The 19,700-nt window shown below is 63.3% G+C and carries 21 protein-coding genes and 1 tRNA gene; 11 read left to right on the top strand and 11 right to left on the bottom strand.

Annotated elements, in window-relative coordinates; genetic code table 11:
- Window positions 1-234: 234 nt before the first annotated feature.
- The 5 genes from CQ017_RS00695 to CQ017_RS18530 all read left to right on the top strand — a co-directional run bounded on the left by CQ017_RS00695 (window position 235) and on the right by CQ017_RS18530 (window position 3,650).
- Window positions 235-1,536: an Nramp family divalent metal transporter gene (locus CQ017_RS00695; RefSeq protein WP_105552102.1), complete on the top strand. Its 1,302-nt coding sequence runs from the start codon at window positions 235-237 to the stop codon at window positions 1,534-1,536.
- Between the two features lie 113 nt (window positions 1,537-1,649).
- Complete coding sequence (locus tag CQ017_RS00690) at window positions 1,650-2,312, top strand: NADPH-dependent F420 reductase (RefSeq protein ID WP_105552101.1); 663 nt, start codon at window positions 1,650-1,652, stop codon at window positions 2,310-2,312.
- Between the two features lie 265 nt (window positions 2,313-2,577).
- Window positions 2,578-2,661, top strand: a tRNA-Leu gene (locus tag CQ017_RS00685).
- A gap of 208 nt (window positions 2,662-2,869) precedes the next feature.
- Entirely contained in the window at window positions 2,870-3,043 is a 174-nt protein-coding gene (locus tag CQ017_RS18000; protein ID WP_176484109.1) for an antitoxin VbhA family protein, read from the top strand.
- Entirely contained in the window at window positions 3,030-3,650 is a 621-nt protein-coding gene (locus tag CQ017_RS18530; RefSeq protein ID WP_105552100.1) for a Fic family protein, read from the top strand. The genes CQ017_RS18000 and CQ017_RS18530 overlap by 14 nt, the downstream gene beginning before the upstream one ends.
- A gap of 251 nt (window positions 3,651-3,901) precedes the next feature.
- Here CQ017_RS18530 and CQ017_RS17995 read toward each other — a convergent pair whose 3' ends face one another.
- Window positions 3,902-4,066, bottom strand: a complete 165-nt coding sequence (locus tag CQ017_RS17995) for a hypothetical protein (RefSeq protein ID WP_181148250.1) — start codon at window positions 4,064-4,066, stop codon at window positions 3,902-3,904.
- 223 nt (window positions 4,067-4,289) lie between these two features.
- Between CQ017_RS17995 and CQ017_RS17785 the strand changes: the two genes are divergently transcribed.
- Together CQ017_RS17785 and CQ017_RS00670 are read left to right on the top strand one after the other, a co-directional pair.
- Window positions 4,290-4,487: a type II toxin-antitoxin system HicB family antitoxin gene (locus tag CQ017_RS17785; protein ID WP_105719010.1), complete on the top strand. Its 198-nt coding sequence runs from the start codon at window positions 4,290-4,292 to the stop codon at window positions 4,485-4,487.
- Between the two features lie 426 nt (window positions 4,488-4,913).
- The gene (locus tag CQ017_RS00670; RefSeq protein WP_105552098.1) at window positions 4,914-6,101 is read left to right on the top strand and encodes a glycosyltransferase; all 1,188 of its coding nucleotides are present in this window, start codon (window positions 4,914-4,916) and stop codon (window positions 6,099-6,101) included.
- Between the two features lie 5 nt (window positions 6,102-6,106).
- Here the strand turns inward: CQ017_RS00670 and CQ017_RS00665 are convergent, their stop codons facing one another.
- The 5 genes from CQ017_RS00665 to CQ017_RS00645 are packed head-to-tail and all read right to left on the bottom strand — an operon-like array spanning window position 6,107 to window position 10,987.
- Complete coding sequence (locus CQ017_RS00665; protein WP_308729548.1) at window positions 6,107-7,084, bottom strand: cation diffusion facilitator family transporter; 978 nt, start codon at window positions 7,082-7,084, stop codon at window positions 6,107-6,109.
- Window positions 7,081-7,443, bottom strand: coding sequence for a metalloregulator ArsR/SmtB family transcription factor (locus tag CQ017_RS00660; RefSeq protein WP_105552097.1), 363 nt, complete (start codon window positions 7,441-7,443; stop codon window positions 7,081-7,083). Before CQ017_RS00660 ends, CQ017_RS00665 begins: the two co-directional genes overlap by 4 nt.
- 55 nt (window positions 7,444-7,498) lie before the next feature.
- On the bottom strand, window positions 7,499-8,353 hold the full coding sequence (locus CQ017_RS00655; protein WP_105552096.1) for a MaoC/PaaZ C-terminal domain-containing protein: 855 nt from the start codon (window positions 8,351-8,353) through the stop codon (window positions 7,499-7,501).
- The gene (locus CQ017_RS00650) at window positions 8,354-9,691 is read right to left on the bottom strand and encodes a 3-oxoacyl-ACP reductase (protein WP_105552095.1); all 1,338 of its coding nucleotides are present in this window, start codon (window positions 9,689-9,691) and stop codon (window positions 8,354-8,356) included.
- The gene (locus tag CQ017_RS00645; RefSeq protein ID WP_105552094.1) at window positions 9,692-10,987 is read right to left on the bottom strand and encodes an acetyl-CoA C-acetyltransferase; all 1,296 of its coding nucleotides are present in this window, start codon (window positions 10,985-10,987) and stop codon (window positions 9,692-9,694) included. It lies immediately after the preceding gene.
- A gap of 64 nt (window positions 10,988-11,051) precedes the next feature.
- Between CQ017_RS00645 and CQ017_RS00640 the strand changes: the two genes are divergently transcribed.
- Together CQ017_RS00640 and CQ017_RS00635 are read left to right on the top strand one after the other, a co-directional pair.
- Window positions 11,052-11,729 (top strand): TetR/AcrR family transcriptional regulator, encoded by a 678-nt coding sequence (locus tag CQ017_RS00640; RefSeq protein WP_105552093.1) that lies wholly within the window; start codon window positions 11,052-11,054, stop codon window positions 11,727-11,729.
- Between the two features lie 19 nt (window positions 11,730-11,748).
- Window positions 11,749-13,758, top strand: coding sequence for an acyl-CoA dehydrogenase (locus CQ017_RS00635; RefSeq protein ID WP_105552092.1), 2,010 nt, complete (start codon window positions 11,749-11,751; stop codon window positions 13,756-13,758).
- Between the two features lie 50 nt (window positions 13,759-13,808).
- On the opposite strand, the gene CQ017_RS00630 is transcribed toward CQ017_RS00635, so the two are convergent.
- Both CQ017_RS00630 and CQ017_RS00625 read right to left on the bottom strand, forming a co-directional pair.
- Window positions 13,809-14,249, bottom strand: a complete 441-nt coding sequence (locus CQ017_RS00630) for a VOC family protein (protein ID WP_105552091.1) — start codon at window positions 14,247-14,249, stop codon at window positions 13,809-13,811.
- Window positions 14,250-14,346: 97 nt separating this feature from the next.
- Window positions 14,347-15,030: a cysteine hydrolase family protein gene (locus CQ017_RS00625; RefSeq protein ID WP_258133439.1), complete on the bottom strand. Its 684-nt coding sequence runs from the start codon at window positions 15,028-15,030 to the stop codon at window positions 14,347-14,349.
- On the opposite strand from CQ017_RS00625, the gene CQ017_RS00620 reads away from it, so the two are divergent.
- Complete coding sequence (locus CQ017_RS00620; RefSeq protein WP_105552089.1) at window positions 15,023-15,979, top strand: GlxA family transcriptional regulator; 957 nt, start codon at window positions 15,023-15,025, stop codon at window positions 15,977-15,979. The genes CQ017_RS00625 and CQ017_RS00620 overlap by 8 nt on opposite strands.
- Before the next feature lie 120 nt (window positions 15,980-16,099).
- Here the strand turns inward: CQ017_RS00620 and CQ017_RS00615 are convergent, their stop codons facing one another.
- The 3 genes from CQ017_RS00615 to CQ017_RS00605 form a co-directional block, all read right to left on the bottom strand.
- On the bottom strand, window positions 16,100-17,359 hold the full coding sequence (locus CQ017_RS00615) for a DUF1648 domain-containing protein (RefSeq protein WP_146112397.1): 1,260 nt from the start codon (window positions 17,357-17,359) through the stop codon (window positions 16,100-16,102).
- A gap of 255 nt (window positions 17,360-17,614) precedes the next feature.
- Window positions 17,615-18,181 (bottom strand): type II toxin-antitoxin system RelE/ParE family toxin, encoded by a 567-nt coding sequence (locus tag CQ017_RS00610; RefSeq protein ID WP_219843892.1) that lies wholly within the window; start codon window positions 18,179-18,181, stop codon window positions 17,615-17,617.
- On the bottom strand, window positions 18,178-18,486 hold the full coding sequence (locus tag CQ017_RS00605) for a type II toxin-antitoxin system Phd/YefM family antitoxin (RefSeq protein WP_105552087.1): 309 nt from the start codon (window positions 18,484-18,486) through the stop codon (window positions 18,178-18,180). The genes CQ017_RS00610 and CQ017_RS00605 overlap by 4 nt, the downstream gene beginning before the upstream one ends.
- 125 nt (window positions 18,487-18,611) lie before the next feature.
- Between CQ017_RS00605 and CQ017_RS00600 the strand changes: the two genes are divergently transcribed.
- Window positions 18,612-19,580 carry an integrase gene (locus CQ017_RS00600; protein ID WP_105552086.1) on the top strand — a complete coding sequence of 323 codons (969 nt, stop codon included), beginning with the start codon at window positions 18,612-18,614 and terminating at the stop codon, window positions 19,578-19,580.
- Window positions 19,581-19,700: the final 120 nt, after the last annotated feature.

The raw sequence follows: 19,700 nt of genomic DNA, 5'->3' as shown, positions 1-19,700 counted from the left end.
ACGCACTGTGAAGCACTTTATCAGCTGGTTTCGGCGGCTTGCCGGCCCGCTGCTTTCCTAAGATTCACTTAAGAGTTGGCGCACGCCTTGGTTATGTCGCGCATCACCCATACATTAGATCTGTCTCTCTAGTGGCAGTGATGAAGATCAACGTCGATTCTTGCTCACACCCGCTGGTCCGAGGCATCCCGGTACTCGCACCGGATACGAGCAAAAACTTTAAGGACTTCATTCATGGCCGAACAGCATCAACCGGGCGCCGAGAGCGCGCCGGTGCACGCCGACCACGACGGCGGCAGAGCACCAAAATGGAAGATTGTCGGCCCCGGACTGGTTGTCGCGGCAACCGGTGTGGGCGCCGCCGATATGGTCGCGACCCTGGTGGCCGGCAGCCAGTACGGCTACGCCCTGCTGTGGGCGGTGATCCTGGGCGTCATCCTGAAGATCGTTCTGGTCGAAGGCGCCGGACGCTACACGCTGGCCACCGGCCGGACGATCTTCGAGGGCTGGAAGTCCCTGGGCCGCTGGACCACCTGGTACTTCGGTCCCTACATCATCCTCTGGGGCTTCGTTTACGGCGCCACCGCGATGAGCTCGGCGGCGATGCCGCTGGCGGCCCTCTTCCCCGCAGTGGACCTCAAGATATGGGCCGTGCTGATGGGCCTTGCCGGCTTCGCCATGGTCTGGTTCGGCCGCTACTCCTTCTTCGAGAAGGTCACCGCGGTCCTCGTGGGCATCATGTTCGTCACCGTCGTCGGCTTGGCGATCATCGCCGTGCCGAACGTGCCGGAAATGCTCAAGGGCCTGGTGCCGATGATCCCGTCCGGCGGCGTGGTCTACACCCTGGCTCTGGCCGGCGGCGTCGGCGGCACCATCACCCTGGCCGCCTATGGCTACTGGCTGCGTGAAAAGGGCTGGAACACCCCGAAGTGGATGCGCGTGATGCGCATCGACAACTCGATGGCCTACGTGATGACCGGCATCTTCGTGCTCGCCATGCTCGTGGTCGGCGCCGAGGTCGTTCGCTCGGCCGGGGTATCGATCTCCGCTGGCGACCGCGGCCTGCTGGACCTGGGCGAGGTGCTGAACGAGCGCTACGGAACGTTCGTCGGCACCGGATTCCTGGTGGGCTTCTGGGCCGCCTCGTTCTCCTCGATCATTGGCGTGTGGAACGGCGTATCGTTGATGTTCGCCGACTTCTGGGGCCACATGCGCAAGAAGCCCGCCGGCCACAAGGACACGCTGACCGGCGGCAAGTACTTCAAGTTCTACGTCCTCTGGCTGACCTTCCCGCCAATGGTGCTGTTCCTTTTGGACAAGCCCATCGCGCTGATTCTCGCCTACGGCGTGCTCGGCTCGCTGTTCATGCCGTTCCTGGCGATCACCCTGCTGGGCCTGCTCAACGGCAAGCGCATCCCCAAGGGATGGGCGAACCGCTGGCACACCAACACGGCGCTGGGCATTACCGCGCTGCTGTTCATCTCGCTGGGCCTCCAGCAGCTCTGGAAGAACATCGCTCCGCTCTTCGGCGGTTAGCCAATCTCCATCTAGGCCACCGGCCCGAGTTCCATACTCGGGCCGGTGGCCTTTTTCATGCGCCAACCCGGCAACTGCGGTTAGGCTTCAAGTACGAAGCTAGGAGGATCCATATGGGCCAGAGTCCACACCCAGCGGTGGCAGAAATTGAACGCATTGGCATCCTGGGTGCCGGCCGGGCGGGCACCGCCTTGGCTCGTGCGGCCGCGTCGGCCGGCATCGCGGTGAACATCGCCTCCTCACGGCCCGTGGGCCAGATGAAATACCATCTGGCCCAGTATGCTCCGCAGGCCCAGGCGGTGCCGGCCCAAGACATCGGTGCGGGCGTCGACCTCGTCGTCCTCATGGTCCCCCAGGAGGACCTGGACGAGGTGGCGCAGGACAGCCTGGCGGATCTGGTGCTGCTGGATGCGACAAACCGCTGGCAGGACGAGCCCTTGCCCGACTGGCTCGAACTCAGCCTGCGGGCCGGGCTATCCAGTTCCGAGGCCATCGCCGCGCATTTCCCGGAGTCCCGGGTCGTCAAGGCGCTGAACCACATCAGCCACTGGGATTTGGACTCCGACGGAGCGGCAAAGACCGAACAACGACGCGCGCTCGCGATCGCCACCGATGATCCCGAAGGCGCCGGGCTCGCCGCGGCTTTGATCAGCGCGCTGGGCTACGAGCCCGTTCGCCTGGCCGATCTTGCCGCCGGCCGCTGGATGGAACCGGAGGGCGAGATCTTCAATCAGGTACTTGGCGCCGAGCAGCTACGGGAGATCGTGCAGGCCTAAGCCGCATCCGGCAGAACAAACTGGACCACGGCGACAGGGTGGCGCAAACCTTCGCCAGAGCCCAGAAATCGGCCGTTTTGCTGTGACGCTCAACACTGATTCGGTGAAAATTAATGCGAAACTACTGATCAAACCCGAGTTTCCCGCATGATTCCGCGGATTTTGGAGCCCTGGTGGCCAATCCTGCCCGATTGGCAAACGCCGCCGGACGGTGGTAAAGTTTTACTTCGTTGCCAGCGATAACAACGCAGACAACGCATAACCTGCGCGGGTGGCGGAATAGGTAGACGCGCTAGCTTGAGGTGCTAGTCCTCGCAAGGGGGTAGGGGTTCAAGTCCCCTTTCGCGCACAGGTGAAATCCCCGGTTGACTTTGGTCAACCGGGGATTTTTTATAACTACTACCGTCGGCAATCTGAGGGTTAAGTCCCAACTAGGCGATCACCGAGGATTCATCTCAGCTCCGGCTCAGTTATTCAGGCGAAAACCCGCTCGTCTTAGTTGGATTAGCATCCCGGCGCCGGTAGAATAGTAGACACCAACACTTGCAGGAGCGCACATGTCTACACTTGAAATGCGATCTGGTTGGGTGGAAGAAGCCACTCACAGCGTATACCTTGAAGGTTTAACCGTCAGCTCGGAATATGCTGAAGAATCAAAAAATTACGTTGCGGGTGATATCACTGCAGATGAGCTAGTGAGGATTACCCGGGAACGATATGGCCTCAAGTAGTAGTATCGAGGATCCATATTTGACCAGCCCCGATGGAGTTCTGAGGAACTTAGTCGGGGCCGACTCGTATCAAGCGCTCGCTAAGGCTGAAGCCGACCTATTCCACGCACGTGTCGTTCAACTTCGCGACCATGAACTAGTGGAACCAACTCGAGATGCCTGGGAAATAAGAGGCCTCCACAGGCATCTATTTCAAGATGTTTACGATTGGGCCGGCGAGTACCGGACCATCAATATGCGGCGGGGTTCAGGGCAATTTTTTGCGCCCAGTTCTCACATTCCCTTTCTTATCGACAATGTCATGTCCGAGCTGGCGAATCGCAACCATCTCAAAGACTTGGAGAAAGAAGAATTCATTGATTCACTTGCGAAATTCTACGACGAGCTCAACCACATTCACCCGTTCCGTGAAGGAAATGGCAGAGTGCAACGAACTTACTGGTCGAGAATAGCGTTTTCCGCCGGTTGGTATTTGGTTTGGCAGCCTATACAAGGTAACGAATTGAACGAGACAAGTAGAATCGCAAGGGAAGATCTGAATCTAGAGCCTTTGCGTCGGGCTCTGGATAAATGTGTCACAGCCGTACCCCCGGTTTTAAGAACCTGAATTGTTCCACGTACCGTTGCACGGTGATTTATTTACCGCATCTGCTACTTTCATTGGCCCTGAGTCCCCGCCTTCGGTCTGCCCGTCGATGCGTGGGATCAGGTGAGCTAGCGGTTGCCAGCTGTCCAAGTAGGTCTTGCATGACTTCGCTGACTCCTCGGGAGGGCGACCACTGATCTACTCCGAGCACCGCAACGTCCGTGACCGTCGTGTAAGTTGTTTTAGCCATGGTGCAAGTATGGGAAACCCTGCTAGGCGTCTAGGAAGTCCAGGTAGCCCTCGAATAACTTTTTGCGGACTCCCGGCACGTTCGATTCAACGATAAGGTTCAGTTCGTCTGCGTGGTCATGGGCTCGGTGCGGGAAATAGCCGGCAGCGTCGCGTTCACGTTTCGGAAGTAGCTGCATAAATGCCACGGACGTCCACTTCAACAATCGCGGCTGGTCCCAAACATTCCGGTTCAGCACAAAAAGCCTTGTTACATTTGGTTCACGAGAGTTTTCATTTTCCACTGAAACCAATGCGGCAGGATGGCTCCAATCGCGCTGCAATAGTTCAGTTGCAAACCCTAAAAATTCACCGCGCTCATTTGGCCAATCCGTCCTTGTTTCACCTGCCCGCTAGGGTCATACTTTGGTCATGGAGATTGAAGTTCGGTACGTACACGCCGACGACATTTATGCGGTCAGCGTTCCCGACGTTGAAGGCGCTTTGACTCAGGCAAAAACCTGGGAGGAAGTGCCGTATATGGCACGTTCGGTGGTGGCCGACCTGACCGGCGTCGACATTGCGAGCGTGACCGTGGCAAGTGTTATCGAATTGGACGACGGCGACTAGCTTCCACGTTGGGCCCGAAGTTTGCACCATCCTTTGCACGGCCAGCCCAGTTGCTATGGCATGCCCGGCGCTGCCTAAACCATCAGCGCTTCGATATCGCGATCGAATTCGTACGGGGCATTCGTTTCATTTGACCGGACATACCGACCCTTGAATGCTGACCGAATCCAAGGTTAACTCTCCAGAACTCGCTAGGTGGGCACGCAGTTGAGCGAAAAGTTGCTGGAATCGGCTCATCGCCCTTCATTATCTAGTCGACCGGTAGCAGCCTTATACGCGTGGGCGTTCTGGTTGCACCGCCTGCCCGTCCACCAATCCGCTGCACGCCGAGCCAGGCCGAACCAACCCATCGCGGCTATTGGTAATATCGACTCGACCCTCATTTGTCCTACGGTCTTATCCCCGATCCGGCTGGAGCCTCTTTTCATGCGCATCGCCATGCTCTCCCTGCACACCTCCCCCATGCAGCAGCCCGGGTCCGGAGACGCCGGAGGCATGAACGTCTACATCCAGAATCTCTCCTATGCCCTCGGTGCGCTGGGGCACGAGGTGCATATGCTCACCCGCACCGCCGAGCCAAGCAGCAGCGCCGAAGTAACCCCGGGCGTGTGGATGCATCAGGTGCAGGTCGCCGCCGGCCAGGTGCTGAGCAAGGACGAACTGCCGGGTATCATCGATGCGGCCGCCGAGCGGATCGCCGCTCATTTGAGCGAGCTGAAGATCGACATCGTGCACGCGCACTATTGGCTTTCGGGCCTGGTCGGGCGGCAGCTTGCCGCAGCCTGGCAGGTGCCGCTGGTGCTCACCATGCACACCTCGGCGGCGGCCAAGGAGTTCGAGTCCGGACTACCCGAGCCGGAGCTGCGCAAGGAATCCGAGCGGGCATTGCTGGCCCAGGCCGACCGGGTGATCGCCAATACCCCCGTCGAGGCCGCCCAGCTCGAGCGCTTCTACCGGCTCGAACGCGAGCGGCTCGACGTGGTGCTCCCGGGGGTCGACCACCGCATTTTCCACCCGGAGCAGGACAAGCTTGCCCGCCCCCTGGGCGAGGATGACCTGCATCTGGTCTATGCCGGGCGCATGCAGCGGCTGAAGGGGGCGCACCTGCTCATCGAGGCGCTGGGCATTGCCCAGCGCAGCGCACCCGAGCTGCGCATTACCGCCTCGCTCTTCGGCGCGCTGTCCGGCGGCGGCGAATACGACCTGCCCGCCCTGGGCCGCCGCGAAGGCGTCGCCGAGCGCTTGAGCTTCTTCGGTCCGCTGCAGCCGGCCGAACTGGCAGCGGTTTTCGCCAACGCCGATGTGGTCGCCGTGCCATCGCTTTCGGAGACCTTCGGGCTGGTCGCCGCCGAGGCGCAGGCCTGCGGCACTCCGGTGCTGGCCAATCGGGTCGGCGGATTGGGCTACGCGGTGGACGATGGGGTTTCGGGCTGGCTGATTCCCGAACCCTCGGCACAACTGTGGGCGCAGCAGCTGATCGAACTGGCCCGCAATCCGGCGCGGGTGACCCGGGCCGGGCATGCGGCCCTGGAGCATTCGGGCGAATTCACCTGGGAGCGGGCCGCGGTGTCCACGCTGGCCAGTTACCGCATGTCCTGCCAATGCCGTTCCTAAGCGGTTCAGCGCCGCGGCTCGCCGGTGGACGCGGTGATCACCATGTCCTCGAGCTTGGGCAGCGCCGCGGCTAAACGGAGCTCGGCCTCGGCGGTGATCCCTTGGATCTGCGAGAGTGGCGCGTCGGCGACGAGGATCGTTGAGCTGCCCTGCAGCCGGTGCCCCACCCAACGCAATTGCAGCCGCGCGACTTCCAGCACCCCGGGAGCGCCCGCCAGCGCGGTCTGCGCGCGGGAAACCAGTTCGGGCTCGATGCCGTCCATCAGCCGCCGGCCGATGCTTTTGACCGTCCCGGCGAGCAGCACCAGGATCGCCGCGGAAATCAGCAGGCCGATGACCGGATCGGCCAGCGGGAAGCCGAGCATCACGCCCACCGCGCCGAAGACCACGGCCAGGGAGGTGAAGCCGTCGGTGCGCGCATGCACCCCGTCGGCCACCAGCGCGGCCGAGCCGATCTTCTGCCCGACCCGGATCCGGTAGACCGCCACCAGCTCATTGCCGGCGAAGCCGATCACCCCCGCGGCGAGCACCCACCACAGGTTCTGCAGCGGCTGCGGGTTGACCAGCCGCTCGATCGAATGCCAGGCGGCGAGCACCGCGGACAGCGCAATGACCAGCACGATGAACAGCCCAGCCAGGTCCTCGGCCCGCCCGTAGCCGTAGGTATAGCGCTTGCCCGCCGCCTTGCGGCCCAGAATGAACGCGATCCACAGCGGCACGGCGGTCAGCGCATCGGAGAAGTTGTGGATGGTGTCGGCCAGAAGCGCCACGGACCCGCTGAAGACCACCACGATCACCTGCAGCACCGTGGTGGCCAGCAGGATCACCATGCTCAGCTTCAGCGCGCGGATGCCCTCCCGGTTGGCCTCCATGGCGTCGTCGATGGAATCGGCGGCATCGTGGCTATGCGGCATGAACAGCTCGATCAGCCACCCCTTGAAACCGGTGCGGTGCGTGTGCACGTGGTCAGCGGTGGCGTTCACGGCGTAGCTCGCTCGCCGCGGTGGTGCGCGGGCACGCCGCCCAGGGCATGCTCGGCCTGGTAGATCGCGTCGGCCACCAGCTTCCTGGCATGCTCGTTCTCCAGCCGGTACAGCACCTTGGTGCCGTCCTGGCGGGTGGAAACCATCCGGGCCAGCCGCATCTTGGCCAGATGCTGGGAGACCGCAGCCGGGGATTTGCCCACGATGCCGGCCAGCGCGCCCACCGCCATTTCACCTTCGCGCAGGGCCAGGATGATCCGTACCCGGGTGGCGTCGGCGAGCATGGAGAAGACCTCTACCGCGAGTTCCACATACTGGCTGTCGACCTGCAGCGAACAAACTCTCTTATCTGCATTCATACGCACATTATGGCATTACAGGCCTTTCCCGGCTAGGGCCCGCCGCCAGCGGGCGCTAGACCTCGCGGGTCAGCCGCAGCTCGAAGTGCGGCTTGCCCCTGCGCGGATTCCAGCCCTGCACCGCGAACCCCGTGGCGCTGGGCGCAAAGGCCAAGTCCACGACGGCCGGCAGCACCACCGGAGTATGGAATTCGATCTCCCACTCGTAGTTCCCGCTGGCGGGCTCGATCGCCGCCAGCGCGCGGGCGGCCAGGTAGATGCCGTGCGCGATGGCCCCGGGCATGCCCAAGGCCTTGGCGCTCAGCGGGCTGAGGTGAATCGGGTTGTAGTCCCCCGCCACCGCGGCCCAGCGCCGTCCGGTGCCGCCGTCCAGTTTCCAGGCGGCGGTGCGTTGCGGCGGCACAAAGGGCTCATGGGCCTTAGCCGGAGTTTCTCCGCCCAGCCTGACGCCCTTGGCCAGAAAGGTGCTGCGCAGCGTGAGCCGGGTTTCCCCGGCGACCACGATCTTCACCACCAGATCGCAGCAGGCCCCCTTGGCGTGGGCCACCAGGTTCTCGGCATTCACCTCGACGTCGAAGACCTCCTCCTGGCCCAGCGGCTCGGTGACCGAGACCTGGTTGCCCAGGTGGATCATGCCCAGCAGCGGCAGCGGGAAGTCACCGCGCAGCATCAGCGACATCGCCAGCGGGAAGGCCAGCGAGTGCACATACAGGCTCGGAAGCTTGCCGTTGACCGGCGCGCTCACCGCCTGGCGGTAGGCGGTGAGTTTTTCTTGATCCGCTCGGGCACCTTGGAAGATCAGCGTCACCTCGGGCAGCACCGGATTTTTCGGCTTGCGCGTGAGGGTTTTCACCGCCCGGGCATAGACCGCGGCCATAGTCGGGATTTCGGTGACTAGCTCGGCGCCCATCTAGGCACCCACCAGCGACTGGCCGCAGACGCGCAAGGTCGAACCGTTCAGCCCGGCCGCCGCGTCGGAGCCGAGGAAGGCGATGGCCTCGGCCACGTCCACCGGCAATCCGCCCTGCATCAGCGAGGGCAGCACCAGGCGCGCCACCGTGCGGGTGCCCAGCGGGATCTTCGCGGTCATCTCGGTTTCGATGAACCCGGGGGCCACCGCGGCGATCGAGCCGCCGTGCTCGGCGAACAGCCCCGCGCTGGCGCGCACCATGCCGATCACCCCGGCCTTGCTCGCCGCATAGTTCGTCTGCCCGCGGTTGCCGGCGATCCCGGAGGTGGAGGCCAGCGAGACCACGCGCAGACCCGGCAGCTTCGCGGCGAGGAAGACCTCGTTCATGCGCAGCTGGGCGGAGATGTTCACCGCGATCACCGAGTCCCAGCGCCCGGCGTCCATATTCGCCAGCAGCTTGTCCCGGGTGATGCCGGCGTTGTGCACCACCAGATCCAGCTCGCCGTGGCGGGACAGGGCGTGATCCAGGATCCGCGCCCCGGCGTCCGTGGCGGTGACATCCAGCTGCAAGGTGGTGCCGCCGACCTCGTTGGCCACCTTGGCCAGCGCATCCCCGGCGGCCGGCATATCCACCAGCACCACCTGCGCCCCATCGCGGGCCAGCGTGCGGGCGATGTCCGCGCCGATGCCGCGGGCGGCGCCGGTGACCACCGCGACCTTGCCGCTCAGCGGTGCCCGGAAATCTGCCGGAAGCTCCCCCTGCGCGGTCCGCACGCCCAAGAATTGGCCGTCCACATAGGCGCTGCGCCCGGAGAAGAAGAAGCGCAGCGCGCCCAGCGCGCTCGGGCTGTCCAGCTGGGTTTCGTTTTCCAGCACGATGCCGTTGGCCGTGGCCCCGGCGCGCATTTCGCGTCCGAGCGAACGGATGACCCCATCGATGCCCTGGCGCACCGCGGCCACCGCGGGAGCATTCTCGGCCAGCGCGGGACGGGAGAAGGAGACCAGGCGCGCCCCGGGGACCAGCTGGCGCAGCGCGGCGCCGGTACTCAGCATCAGCTCCGAGAGCTGTTCGGGGTCGGTGAGCTCATCGAGCAGCAGCACGATCCCGCCGAGTTTGCTCTGCCCCGCGTCGTGCCGGCGTACGTCCAGCCCCCAGGAGACCAGGGTGTCGCACAGCTGTTGGGCGCGTGCGGAGGCGCCGAGCACCAGCACCGGGCCGGGCAGCAGCGCGGTGTCCGGGGTGTAGCGGCGCAGCCGCGGCGGACGGGGCAGCCCGAGCAGCTTGGCCAGCTTCTTGGTCATTCCGCTATTAACTAGTTCCAGGTACTTATCTGCCATTTAGCTTCGTGCCTCCAAGATTGCCACTACGCCCTGTCCGCCGGCGGCGCACACCGAAATCAGTGCGCGCCCCGACCCCTTTTCATGCAGCATTTTCGCGGTGCTGGCGATCAGCCGTCCGCCGGTGGCGGCGAACGGGTGCCCGGCGGCCAGCGAGGAGCCGTTGACGTTCAGCTTAGCCCGGTCGATGGAGCCCAGCGGCGCATCCAGCCCGAGCTTTTCGCGGCAGAACTCCTCCGATTCCCAGGCCTTCAGCGTGGCGAGCACGGTGCCGGCGAAGGCCTCGTGGATTTCGACGAAGTCGAAGTCGGCCAGGGTGAGGTCATTGCGCTCCAGCAGCCGGGCGGTGGCGTAGGCCGGGGCCATCAGCAGCCCCTCGGCGCCGTGCACGAAGTCCACCGCGGCGGCCTCGAAGTCCACGAAGTTCGCCAGCATCGGCAGGTCGTTGTCCGCCGCGAACTCTTCGCTGCCCAGCAGCACCGCGGAGGCGCCGTCGGTCAGCGGGGTGGAGTTCGCCGCGGTCATCGTCGCCTCCTCGCCCAGGGTTTTGCCGAAGGCCGGCTTGAGCTTGGCCAGCTTTTCCATGCTCGAGTCGGGCCGCAGGTTATTGTCCCTGGCCAGGCCGTTGAACGCGGTGAGCAGGTCATCGAAGAAGCCGCGCTCGTAGGCGGCGGCCAGATTCTGGTGGCTGGCCAGCGCCAGCTCGTCCTGTTCCGCCCGGGTGATGCCCCAGGCGTGGGTGGTGATCGCCTGGTGCTCGCCCATGGACAGCCCGGTGCGCGGCTCGCCGGTGCCCGGAGCCGAGGGGGCCAGATGCGCCGGGCGCAGCTTGGACAGGGCGGTGAGCTTGGCCTTGGTGCTGCGCGCGCGGGAGAGTTCCAGCAGCACCGCGCGCAGCCCCTCGGAGACGACGATCGGCGCGTCACTGGTGGTGTCCACCCCGCCGCCGATGGCCGAGTCGAGCTGGCCGAGCTTGATCTTGTTGGCCAGCGAGCCGATGGCCTCCATGCCGGTGGCGCAGGCCATCTGCACGTCGTAGGCCGGGGTGGCGGCGTCCAGCGAGCTGCCGAGCACCGACTCGCGGACCAGGTTGAAGTCCTTGGAGTGCTTGAGCACCGCGCCGCCGGCCACGGCGCCCAGGCGCGCACCCTGCAGGCCGAAGCGGGCCACCAGGCCTTCCAGTGCTGCGGTGAACATGTCCTGGTTCGAGACGTTGACGTAGGCGGTGTTCGAACGGGCGAAGGGAATGCGGTTGCCACCGATGATGACTGCATTGCGCACTGGCTGGTCGGCCATGAAGGAACTCCTAGGGTTGTGAGAAGTATTACTGTAACCAAGAGTACATGATACTCTGGGTTACGTGAACAAGATCACCCCAGATATCGACTCGGCTACCGACGGGCGTTCGGCCCGCTGGCAGGCGCACCGCAGCCAACGCCACGAGGAGCTGCTCAAGCTCGCCCGTAAGGCGGTGCACAAGCTCGGCCCGCAGGTCTCCATGGAGGAGATCGCGGCGCACGCCAAAACCTCCAAGCCGGTGTACTACCGCTACTTCGGCGACAAGGAGGGCCTGCGCCAGGCGCTGGGCGCCGTGGTCATCTCCGACTTCCGCGACTCCATCATCGCCGCCGGGCTCGCCGAGGGCGACGAGGCCGGGGCGCTGCGCGCGATGGTCACCGCTTATTTGGAATTGGCCAAGGGCAGTCCGAACCTGTACTTCTTCGTCACCGCGCAGACCCCGGATGTGCTCACCGCCCCGGATCGCGCGGCCACCGGCTCCACCGGGGCGCTGAACGCCTTCTTCGACGAGGTCACCTCGCTGATGAACGAACGGCTCAGCGCGCACTTCGCCGCGCACACGCTCGCCCCCTCCAGCGCCACGGCGCTTTGGCCGCGCGCGGCGCTGGGCATGATCCGCTCCGCCGGGGAACTCTGGCTGCGCCAGCCCGAGGCGCCGGGCAAGCCGAGCCTGAACGAACTTGCCGAGGCGCTGAGCGGCTGGCTCACCCACGGCATCTCCACCAACTCCCGCTCCTAGCATTCGAAAGGCCCCACTTATGACCAGCATCAATGTCCAAGCCCTCGCCGAACAGCTGCTCGGCCCCTACGCCGAGATCCGCAAGGCCTCCCGGGCCCGCGCCGCGGACCCGAAGCTGCAGCGCGACCCCGCCTGGTCCATGGATGAGCACCGCGAGCAGGTGCTCGGCCAGCTGAAGATCCTCGTCGAGCAGCAGGCCGTGCAGCGCGCCTTCCCGAAGGAATTCGGTGGGCAGGATGACCACGGCGGATCCATCGCCGCCTTCGAGGAACTCGTCGCCGCGGACCCCTCGCTGCAGATCAAGGCCGGGGTGCAGTGGGGGTTGTTCGCCGGCGCCATCCTGCACCTGGGCACCGCCGAGCACCACGCCAAGTGGCTGCCCGGCGCGATGAACCTCGAGGTTCCCGGCGCCTTCGCGATGACCGAGATCGGCCACGGCTCGGACGTCGCCGCGGTGGCCACCACCGCCACCTATGATCCGGACAGCGAAGAATTCATCATCCACACCCCCTTCGCCGCGGCCTGGAAGGAATTTTTGGGCAACGCCGCGCTGCACGGCACCGCCGCCACCGTGTTCGCCCAGTTGATCACCAACGGCGTCAACCACGGGGTGCACTGCTTCTACGTGCCGATCCGCGACGCCAACGGCGAGTTCCTGGACGGCATCGGCGGCGAGGATGACGGGCTCAAGGGCGGGCTGAACGGCATCGACAACGGCCGGCTGCACTTCACCCAGGTGCGCATCCCGCGCGGCAACCTGCTCAACCGCTACGGCGACGTGGCCGCCGACGGCAGCTACAGCTCCCCGATCTCCTCCCCGGGCCGGCGCTTCTTCACGATGCTCGGCACCCTGGTCCAGGGCCGCGTCTCGCTGGACGGCGCGGCCACCGGCGCGGCGAAGATGGCCCTGCAGATCGCGGTGACCTACGGCAACCAGCGCCGCCAGTTCAACAGCGTCTCGGACACCGAGGAGACCACGCTGCTGGACTACCAGCGCCACCAGCGCCGGCTGCTGCCCCGGTTGGCACGCACCTACGCGGCCAGCTTCGCCCACGACGAGCTGCTGGACAAGTTCGACGCGGTCTTCTCCGGCCGCGAGGACACCGACGAGGACCGCCAGGACCTGGAAACCCTGGCCGCGGCGCTCAAGTCGCTGAGCACCTGGGATGCGCTGGACACCATCCAGGAGGCCCGCGAGGCCTGCGGCGGCGCCGGCTTCATCGCCAAGAACCGCTTCACCCAGCTGCGCGCGGACCTGGACGTCTACGTGACCTTCGAGGGCGATAACAACGTGCTGCTGCAGCTGGTGGGCAAGCGCCTGCTCACCGACTACGCCGCGGAATTCCGCAAGCTCGATACCGGGGCGATGGCCCGCTACGTGGCCAAGCAGGTGGGCACCACCGCGCTGCACCGCTCGGGGCTGCGCAGCGTCGGCCAGGCCTTCGTGGACATCTCCGATGAGCGCAAGAGCGCGAACTTCTTCAAGGATCCGGAGAACCAGCGCGAACTGCTCACCGACCGGATCAACGCGAAGGTGGCCGAGGTGGCCACCGCGCTGCGCGCCGCCGGCAAGGACAAGCTCAAGGCCGCCAACGCCTTCAACGAGAACCAGGAGCTGCTCATCGCCGCCGCCCGCGCGCACGGCGAGCTGCTGCGCTGGGAGGCGTTCACCGCCGCGCTGGAGAAGATCTCCGACGAGCCGACCCGCGAGGTGCTCACCTGGCTGCGCGACGTCTTCGCGCTGAGCGTGATCGAAGACGATCTGGGCTGGTTCCTGGGGCACGGCCGGCTGTCCATGCAGCGCGCACGCACCCTGCCGGGCTACATCAACCGGCTGCTCGCCCGCCTGCGCCCGCACGCCCAGGAGCTGGTCGACGCCTTCGGCTACACCCAGGAGCACCTGCGCGCGGAGATCTCCAGCGGCATCGAAGCCGAACGCCAGGATGAGGCGATGGCGTACTTCGCCAAGCTGCGCGCCAGCGACCAGGCCCCGGTCAGCGAGAAATCACTGAAGAAGGCCAAGGCCTAGCTGCTCAAGCAGGCCCGCCGGCGGATTGCTCCGCCGGCGGGCTGCTGTGTTTAAATCGGCTGCGCGAGCGCAACCAGGATCCCCTCGGGCCCGCGCACGTAGGCCATCTGCCAGCTGTCCTGGTACTCGCCGATGCCGCCAACCAGCTCATACCCCTCGGCCTGCAGCCCGGCGACCATGCCGCGCAGGTCCTCCACCTCAAAGGCGACGTTGCGGATGCCCAGTTCGTTGGCCATCGCCTCCGGCTGTCCGGGCCCGTGGTCGGGCCGTTCGAAGCTGGACAGCTCGATCCCCGCGGCACCGTCCTCGGCCAGCAGCATCACCACATTGGTGCGCGATCCGGGGATCCCGCAGACGGTTTCCAGAAACTCGCCCTCCATCCCGTCCACGCGCCCGGCGACGTGCATCCCCAGGCTCACAAAAAATTTGGTCACCGCATCCAGATCGGCGACGGTGATTCCCACATGGTCGAACTTCTTGATCCGTGGCATGGCGCAATCCCTTCGGGTTTCGTATGGCGCAAGTCCACATGCTACGCCCGCCCGGCGCCGGGCACCACAGCTGCTCAGGTTTTCTGCTGAGCAGAAGTCATAGCCGCCCGATGATCGACGCGGTCGACTCGACCGAGGCGAACCCGCCGCCCGATAAGTTGGTGGCGCTCACCTGCGTGAGCTGTTCGGCGCTAATCTTCAAGCCATCGTCACCTGCGAGATCGAAGGTATGGCAGGCATCGATGGCCACCTGCGTGTTGAAGCCCAGGTTTCCGGCCATCCGCGCCGTGGTCTCCACGCACATATTGGTTTGTATGCCGCACAGGACGATGTGGCTGATGTTCTGCCCGGTGAGCCAACTTGCCAGATCCGGGGTGCCGTAGAACGAAGAATTCACGGTTTTAGTGATCCTGACGCTCGGAACGACATGTGCCAGGAACGGCTTCAGCTTCGACGTCTCGTGCTGCGGGTGGAACGTTGAACCGATGAGCTTGGAAGTGTGGGTGACGATGACGATCGGCAAACCGCGCTCTTGCCAGCAGGCGAGCAGCCTTTGCATATTCATTTCGGCCTCGGGGTTGTTTCGCCTCCCCCAGTGCTCGGCGCAGTCGAAAGTTTGTTGCACGTCGATCATTACCAGTGCAGGATGTGCCGATGGCGCGGATTGGTCGATGTTGATTTCATTCATGGTTACTACTTTGCCGCCGGAAAGGCGCCTACCGTGAGCGGCAGTTTTGACACTGTTCGATGATTTACCGCCATATAATTGGGTGATGCTCACCGTAGCCCTTTTGCTCATGCCAGGATCTAGACTTTTTGACGTCGCCATCGTCTCCGAGACCTGGGCAACCGAACGAATCTCGTCGCCGCCCTTGGATCTGGAGCTTCGTCGATGCTCCGCTGAATCGGGGCTCGTAGAGCTGACCGACGGGGCTACCTGCGCCGCGAATGGATCCCTCGAGTGGGCAGCACATGCGGACGTGTTGCTGATCCCCGGGTTAGGCAACGCCCGCAGCATTCCAGATGCCAAATACCTGCGAACCATCAGCGAAGCGCACCAACGTGGGGCGACCGTCGCATCGCTCTGCTCGGGCGCCTTCGTCTTGGCGGAGGCCGGCCTGTTGGATGGACAGAGCGCAACCACGCACTGGGCCTTGGCCGATGAATTCGCCCAACGATTTCCGCAGGTCGATGTGGACCCCTCGGCGCTCTTCGTCGGCGGCAATCGCGTCTGGACATCGGCCGGCGTGGCCGCGGGCATCGATTTGAGCATCCACTTGATCCGCCAGTTGTGCGGCGGAAAGATCGCCACAACGGTTTCTCGTTCCATGGTGATGGCACCGCACCGCGCCGGAGGGCAGGCACAATTCGTCCGCACTCCGGTAGCCCTCAAGGATGCCGATGGGCAAGCACTTCACGCCGTGCGCAGCCTGTTGCAAGAAGATCCAAGCCAATCCCGAACCGCCGCTGACTATGCCAGGCGCGCCTGCATGTCCGAACGGACCTTTCTTCGACGCTTCGCTGCGGAAACGGGAACCACACCGCAGCAATGGGTGATGCGGTGGCGCGTCGATGAGGCCAGCCAATTGCTGGAGGACAGCACCAACTCCATTGCCGAGATCGCACGGGCGGTCGGCTATGCGACACCCGTCTCCTTCCGCCAGAGATTCCGGGCGATCAAGGGAGTGGCCCCGGCGGAATACCGCAAGGCTTTCCAGCTGCGGGGCTAGAACGGAGCCCCTGGCTACCACCGGCCTGCCTGCGGAAAATCGAGACGTTCCAGCAGCAATTCTGCGCAACGCGAGCAGCGTGACGCTCTGCAAGAGCTTTTGAAATAGTCCAGGGCCCGCCTAGTTGCTGCTCTTCGCCGCTTCCAGCGCCCGGTAGGCATTGATCAGCGCGGCGGTTTCGATTGCAGTTTTGACGTCGGGCATGGAGATGACGTGCTGCTGGTGGTAGCCCATATCGATCAGCACCGCGGGACCATCGCCGGTGATGAATCCCCTATCCGAAATATCCGATCGGTATCCCCAGCCTCCGAAGTCCAACGCCTTGATGTCTTTGATATGAACGCCTTTGATGCCGGCATAGTCCAGCTTCATAACCTTCCAAAAGCCGGAGGCCACGAACCGGGTTCCCGCCGAATCAACCACAAAGGTCCCGGCGAAAAAGATCCAGCAGATGGCTCCCGCGACAATCGAGGAAAAGACGATGTAAAACTGATCCATATACCAGCCGACAAGCACCGCCAGCAGCGCAAACGCCACCAGCAGATAGCGCAGCGGCGTCACCCGCAACGGGATTTCGTGGACTACGCGGTGCGCAGCGCGCTCCTCCTGGGTTCTTGATGCCAAGGAATCCGGATCATTGGCTAGTTCATCGGCCCGAACAGCTTCCACGCTTTGCTCGCGCACGATCTCCTCGGGACGGTAGGCCATAGCGGTTGCAAATCCTGCCAGGACGGAAGCGACAATGGCTCCGGCAATCACCGGGCTGGAAAACGCAGCATGTTCTGCGGTCACGCGATCGATTTGGCCGGCTACGAGGGCGAGGAACAGACCGGCAACCATCGAACTCAAGGCTACGCCGAAGCCCAGTCCGATGCGTGCAAGCATGAGCGAATGCGCACGCAGCAAAATCGCCGACCAGCATATGGCAACGCCAACAAACACCGTCAGCAGCACGGTCGATATGGCCACATTGGCGAGCGTGGCAAACTCGTCGACCTCCCCCCTGCCGTTCCAATGAACCGCAAGCTTTGCAGGTAATCGGCCTTGCACGCTGTACATCCACCCGCAAGCACTCAGCGCCAAGACCAGCAACCCGACGATGCTTCCGATAGCCCAATTTCTGCTGTACGTCTTCTTCTGTTCCGCCACGGCGCCCTTTCGCCTACCAGACCCTAAAGCCCATTCATTAGAATGAACACTACCAAGTGAAATAGGAGTCTTACAATAATCTGAGGATCCCTTGTCGAGCACTGGAAGGACTTCAAGACGAGTGCCGAAAGTAACGCGGCAAGGGATCCGCTCGTAGCTCCCAAAGCCATGACGCTCGCCCCAGGATAAATCGAATCCGGCATTTAATGCCTTGATGGCAATCCGCTCCAACTCGGCGATGCTTGCTTCAGCAAATCCGGATGCGATCTCTTGCCGAGAGCAAACGCTTCTTCAGCGCCGGCATCAAATTCCGCGGCATCCCTTCCTGCGCCATAGGCTTGGCGCCTGCACGCTCCCCTGTCTCGAAGATCGGAAGGCTTTAATTACCCCCTACACTCCAGCGGAAAGTTGCCCCTCTTCTTCTTGGCTGAGCTGCCATACGGAACCAAGCGGTTGCCGTTGAGCTCGGCGGTGCCGGCGGATGGGTTAGCTCTCAGCGTTACGGGACCAATGCTGCATGAGTCTTTGCTGGGCTTGCTGTTCGCTCAGTCCTGAAATCTCTTGTGCGGACAGATGAAGTTGTTCTATGAGCGCAGCTTCCATCCACTCGGGCAGGACAGATCCCCGTGCGGGTTCAGGTGTGGCTTCAACGGATTCGTAGAGCCGTCCCATCTGGACAATGACGTCTTTGAGCGATTGAATCTTCGGGTCATCGCCCATGCGTGCGACCCGTGAGGTGAGCTCATCGTAAACTTCGCCATCCGAACGGGCGCCAACAGCCCAGACCTCAGAAATATCAAGAATTAGGCGGCCGGATGCGTCTTCGGTAATGCGCCATACGATTCTCCAGTCGCGATCGCCAACGACCAACTTGCGAAAACCGACTAGCGCACCGAGCAAAGGCTCGCCAGCCTCAGGAGATTTTTCGAGCAGCAGCATCTTCTTGAACACGGATCGCACGATCTGCGGATCCTTGTTGTGAAGACGGTACAAATCAGATACTGCGTCATCAGTTAGCCGGACGATGCACAGGCGGTCTTGAGGCTGATTCACGAATTATCAGACTGGGCTTCTTCGGCATTTTCCGCCTCAAGCTCTGCGCGGTTCAAATCAAAGAATTCCATCGCTTGGTCAAGAGTCGTGCGTACGCCGCTATCGGTGGCAAAGCGTGCCATCACCAGCGCAGCATCGCGGAGGGTGTCACGGTCATGGCGCAGCTGAGCGATTTCCTTGGCGGAAACGACTTCGGCCACAACCTTGCCATGGCGCGACAAAGGGGTATCCCGGCCTTCTTCGGCGGCGGCGACAAGCGCAGAAAGTCCCGCGCGTGATGCTTCGGTGATACTCAAAGTAGTCATATGAAAACTATATAGATTTCTACCTAGATTTTCTAGTGGGCGCGTTGACTCGTAATAAACCTCCGTCAAAGTACCTCTTGCTTCTCGGACTCTGCGGGTATCTGCTCAGCAGCATGGGACTGACAATGAGCGCACTCAAACAAGTCACCAAACAACTCGCGAACAGCTACCGACTCGGCGCTAAAGCCGGGAAAACACGGATCCTGGATGAACTGGTCGAAATCACCGGCTGGCACCGCGACTACGCCCGCTGCGCCCTGCGAGAAGCACTGAAACCCGCCAAATCACGGATCATCAGAGCAGGCAGGAAACCGACCTACCCGGCCGACCTGCAACCCGGCCTGATCCTGTGCTGGGCCGTCCTGCGTGGCCCAGCGTCGAAACTGCTGACGGCTTCCATGCCGCCTCTGGTGCCGATGCTGCGCGCCGAGAAAGCCCTGGACGTCACTGACGATCAAGCCGCTCTGCTGATCAAGATGAGCGCGTCAACCATCGACCGGCGACTGGCTAACGAACGCCGGAAGATGATCCTTCATGGCAGGTCCCATACCAAGCCTGGCTCGCTGCTCAAGTCCCAAATTCCCATTCGCACGTGGGCCGAATGGGATGACGCGGTACCCGGATTTGTCGAGATCGATTTGGTGGGCCATGAAGGCGGCAACAGCCAAGGCGAATTCTGCTCCACCCGCTCCCGCTCCCGGTCAGGGAACAAGAACGACGGGGCGCACGTGGAACAGAAGAACTGGCCTCGGGTTCGTGAGCTCGCGGGTTACCAGCGCTATGACAGTCCCGAAGAGCTGGTATTGCTGAATCAGATTTGGGAGCTGGACCGGACCTTCACAAACTATCTTCTGCCGCAGCAGAAGCTGCTGCACAAGACTCGCAAAGGGGCCAAGGGCATCAAGGTGCATGTCCGGCCGGCGACTGCTCACCAGCGTGCGGTAGCGCATCCGGAAGTGAAGAAGATGCCAGTGATTCGGATGAACGGGCAGTTCAAGAAGATACGGGTCATGGCGTTGTCGCAGCAGATCTTTGGGTTGACCGGCAGCCTTGAGCGATTGTCGATATCTAAGTCCGGGTCCTCGGCCCGGTAGGCGAGAAAGGCTTCATCATGAGAAACCTGTTTCCCGGACGTTTTCATCTGACGCAACGTATCAGAGTTCCCGGAGGTATTGACATGACGCAACAGGGCCATTACTCCGAAAATAGCCCGA

The organism is Arthrobacter sp. MYb224, from assembly GCF_002975455.1.
In the GTDB taxonomy this organism is placed as follows: Bacteria; Actinomycetota; Actinomycetes; order Actinomycetales; family Micrococcaceae; genus Glutamicibacter.
This window is presented reverse-complemented; position numbering and strand designations above follow the sequence as displayed.

Excerpts from the sequence above, each read along its gene's own strand:
- CQ017_RS17785 (WP_105719010.1), top strand. The coding sequence starts at position 4,290 with ATGGAGATTGAAGTTCGGTACGTACACGCCGACGACATTTATGCGGTC.
- CQ017_RS00620 (WP_105552089.1), top strand. The coding sequence starts at position 15,023 with ATGCTCACCGTAGCCCTTTTGCTCATGCCAGGATCTAGACTTTTTGAC.
- CQ017_RS00670 (WP_105552098.1), top strand. The coding sequence starts at position 4,914 with ATGCGCATCGCCATGCTCTCCCTGCACACCTCCCCCATGCAGCAGCCC.
- CQ017_RS00600 (WP_105552086.1), top strand. The coding sequence starts at position 18,612 with ATGAGCGCACTCAAACAAGTCACCAAACAACTCGCGAACAGCTACCGA.
- CQ017_RS00605 (WP_105552087.1), bottom strand. The coding sequence starts at position 18,486 with ATGACTACTTTGAGTATCACCGAAGCATCACGCGCGGGACTTTCTGCG.
- CQ017_RS00645 (WP_105552094.1), bottom strand. The coding sequence starts at position 10,987 with ATGGCCGACCAGCCAGTGCGCAATGCAGTCATCATCGGTGGCAACCGC.
- CQ017_RS00690 (WP_105552101.1), top strand. The coding sequence starts at position 1,650 with ATGGGCCAGAGTCCACACCCAGCGGTGGCAGAAATTGAACGCATTGGC.
- CQ017_RS18000 (WP_176484109.1), top strand. The coding sequence starts at position 2,870 with ATGTCTACACTTGAAATGCGATCTGGTTGGGTGGAAGAAGCCACTCAC.
- CQ017_RS18530 (WP_105552100.1), top strand. The coding sequence starts at position 3,030 with ATGGCCTCAAGTAGTAGTATCGAGGATCCATATTTGACCAGCCCCGAT.
- CQ017_RS00660 (WP_105552097.1), bottom strand. The coding sequence starts at position 7,443 with ATGAATGCAGATAAGAGAGTTTGTTCGCTGCAGGTCGACAGCCAGTAT.
- CQ017_RS00695 (WP_105552102.1), top strand. The coding sequence starts at position 235 with ATGGCCGAACAGCATCAACCGGGCGCCGAGAGCGCGCCGGTGCACGCC.
- CQ017_RS00650 (WP_105552095.1), bottom strand. The coding sequence starts at position 9,691 with ATGGCAGATAAGTACCTGGAACTAGTTAATAGCGGAATGACCAAGAAG.
- CQ017_RS00655 (WP_105552096.1), bottom strand. The coding sequence starts at position 8,353 with ATGGGCGCCGAGCTAGTCACCGAAATCCCGACTATGGCCGCGGTCTAT.
- CQ017_RS00635 (WP_105552092.1), top strand. The coding sequence starts at position 11,749 with ATGACCAGCATCAATGTCCAAGCCCTCGCCGAACAGCTGCTCGGCCCC.
- CQ017_RS00630 (WP_105552091.1), bottom strand. The coding sequence starts at position 14,249 with ATGCCACGGATCAAGAAGTTCGACCATGTGGGAATCACCGTCGCCGAT.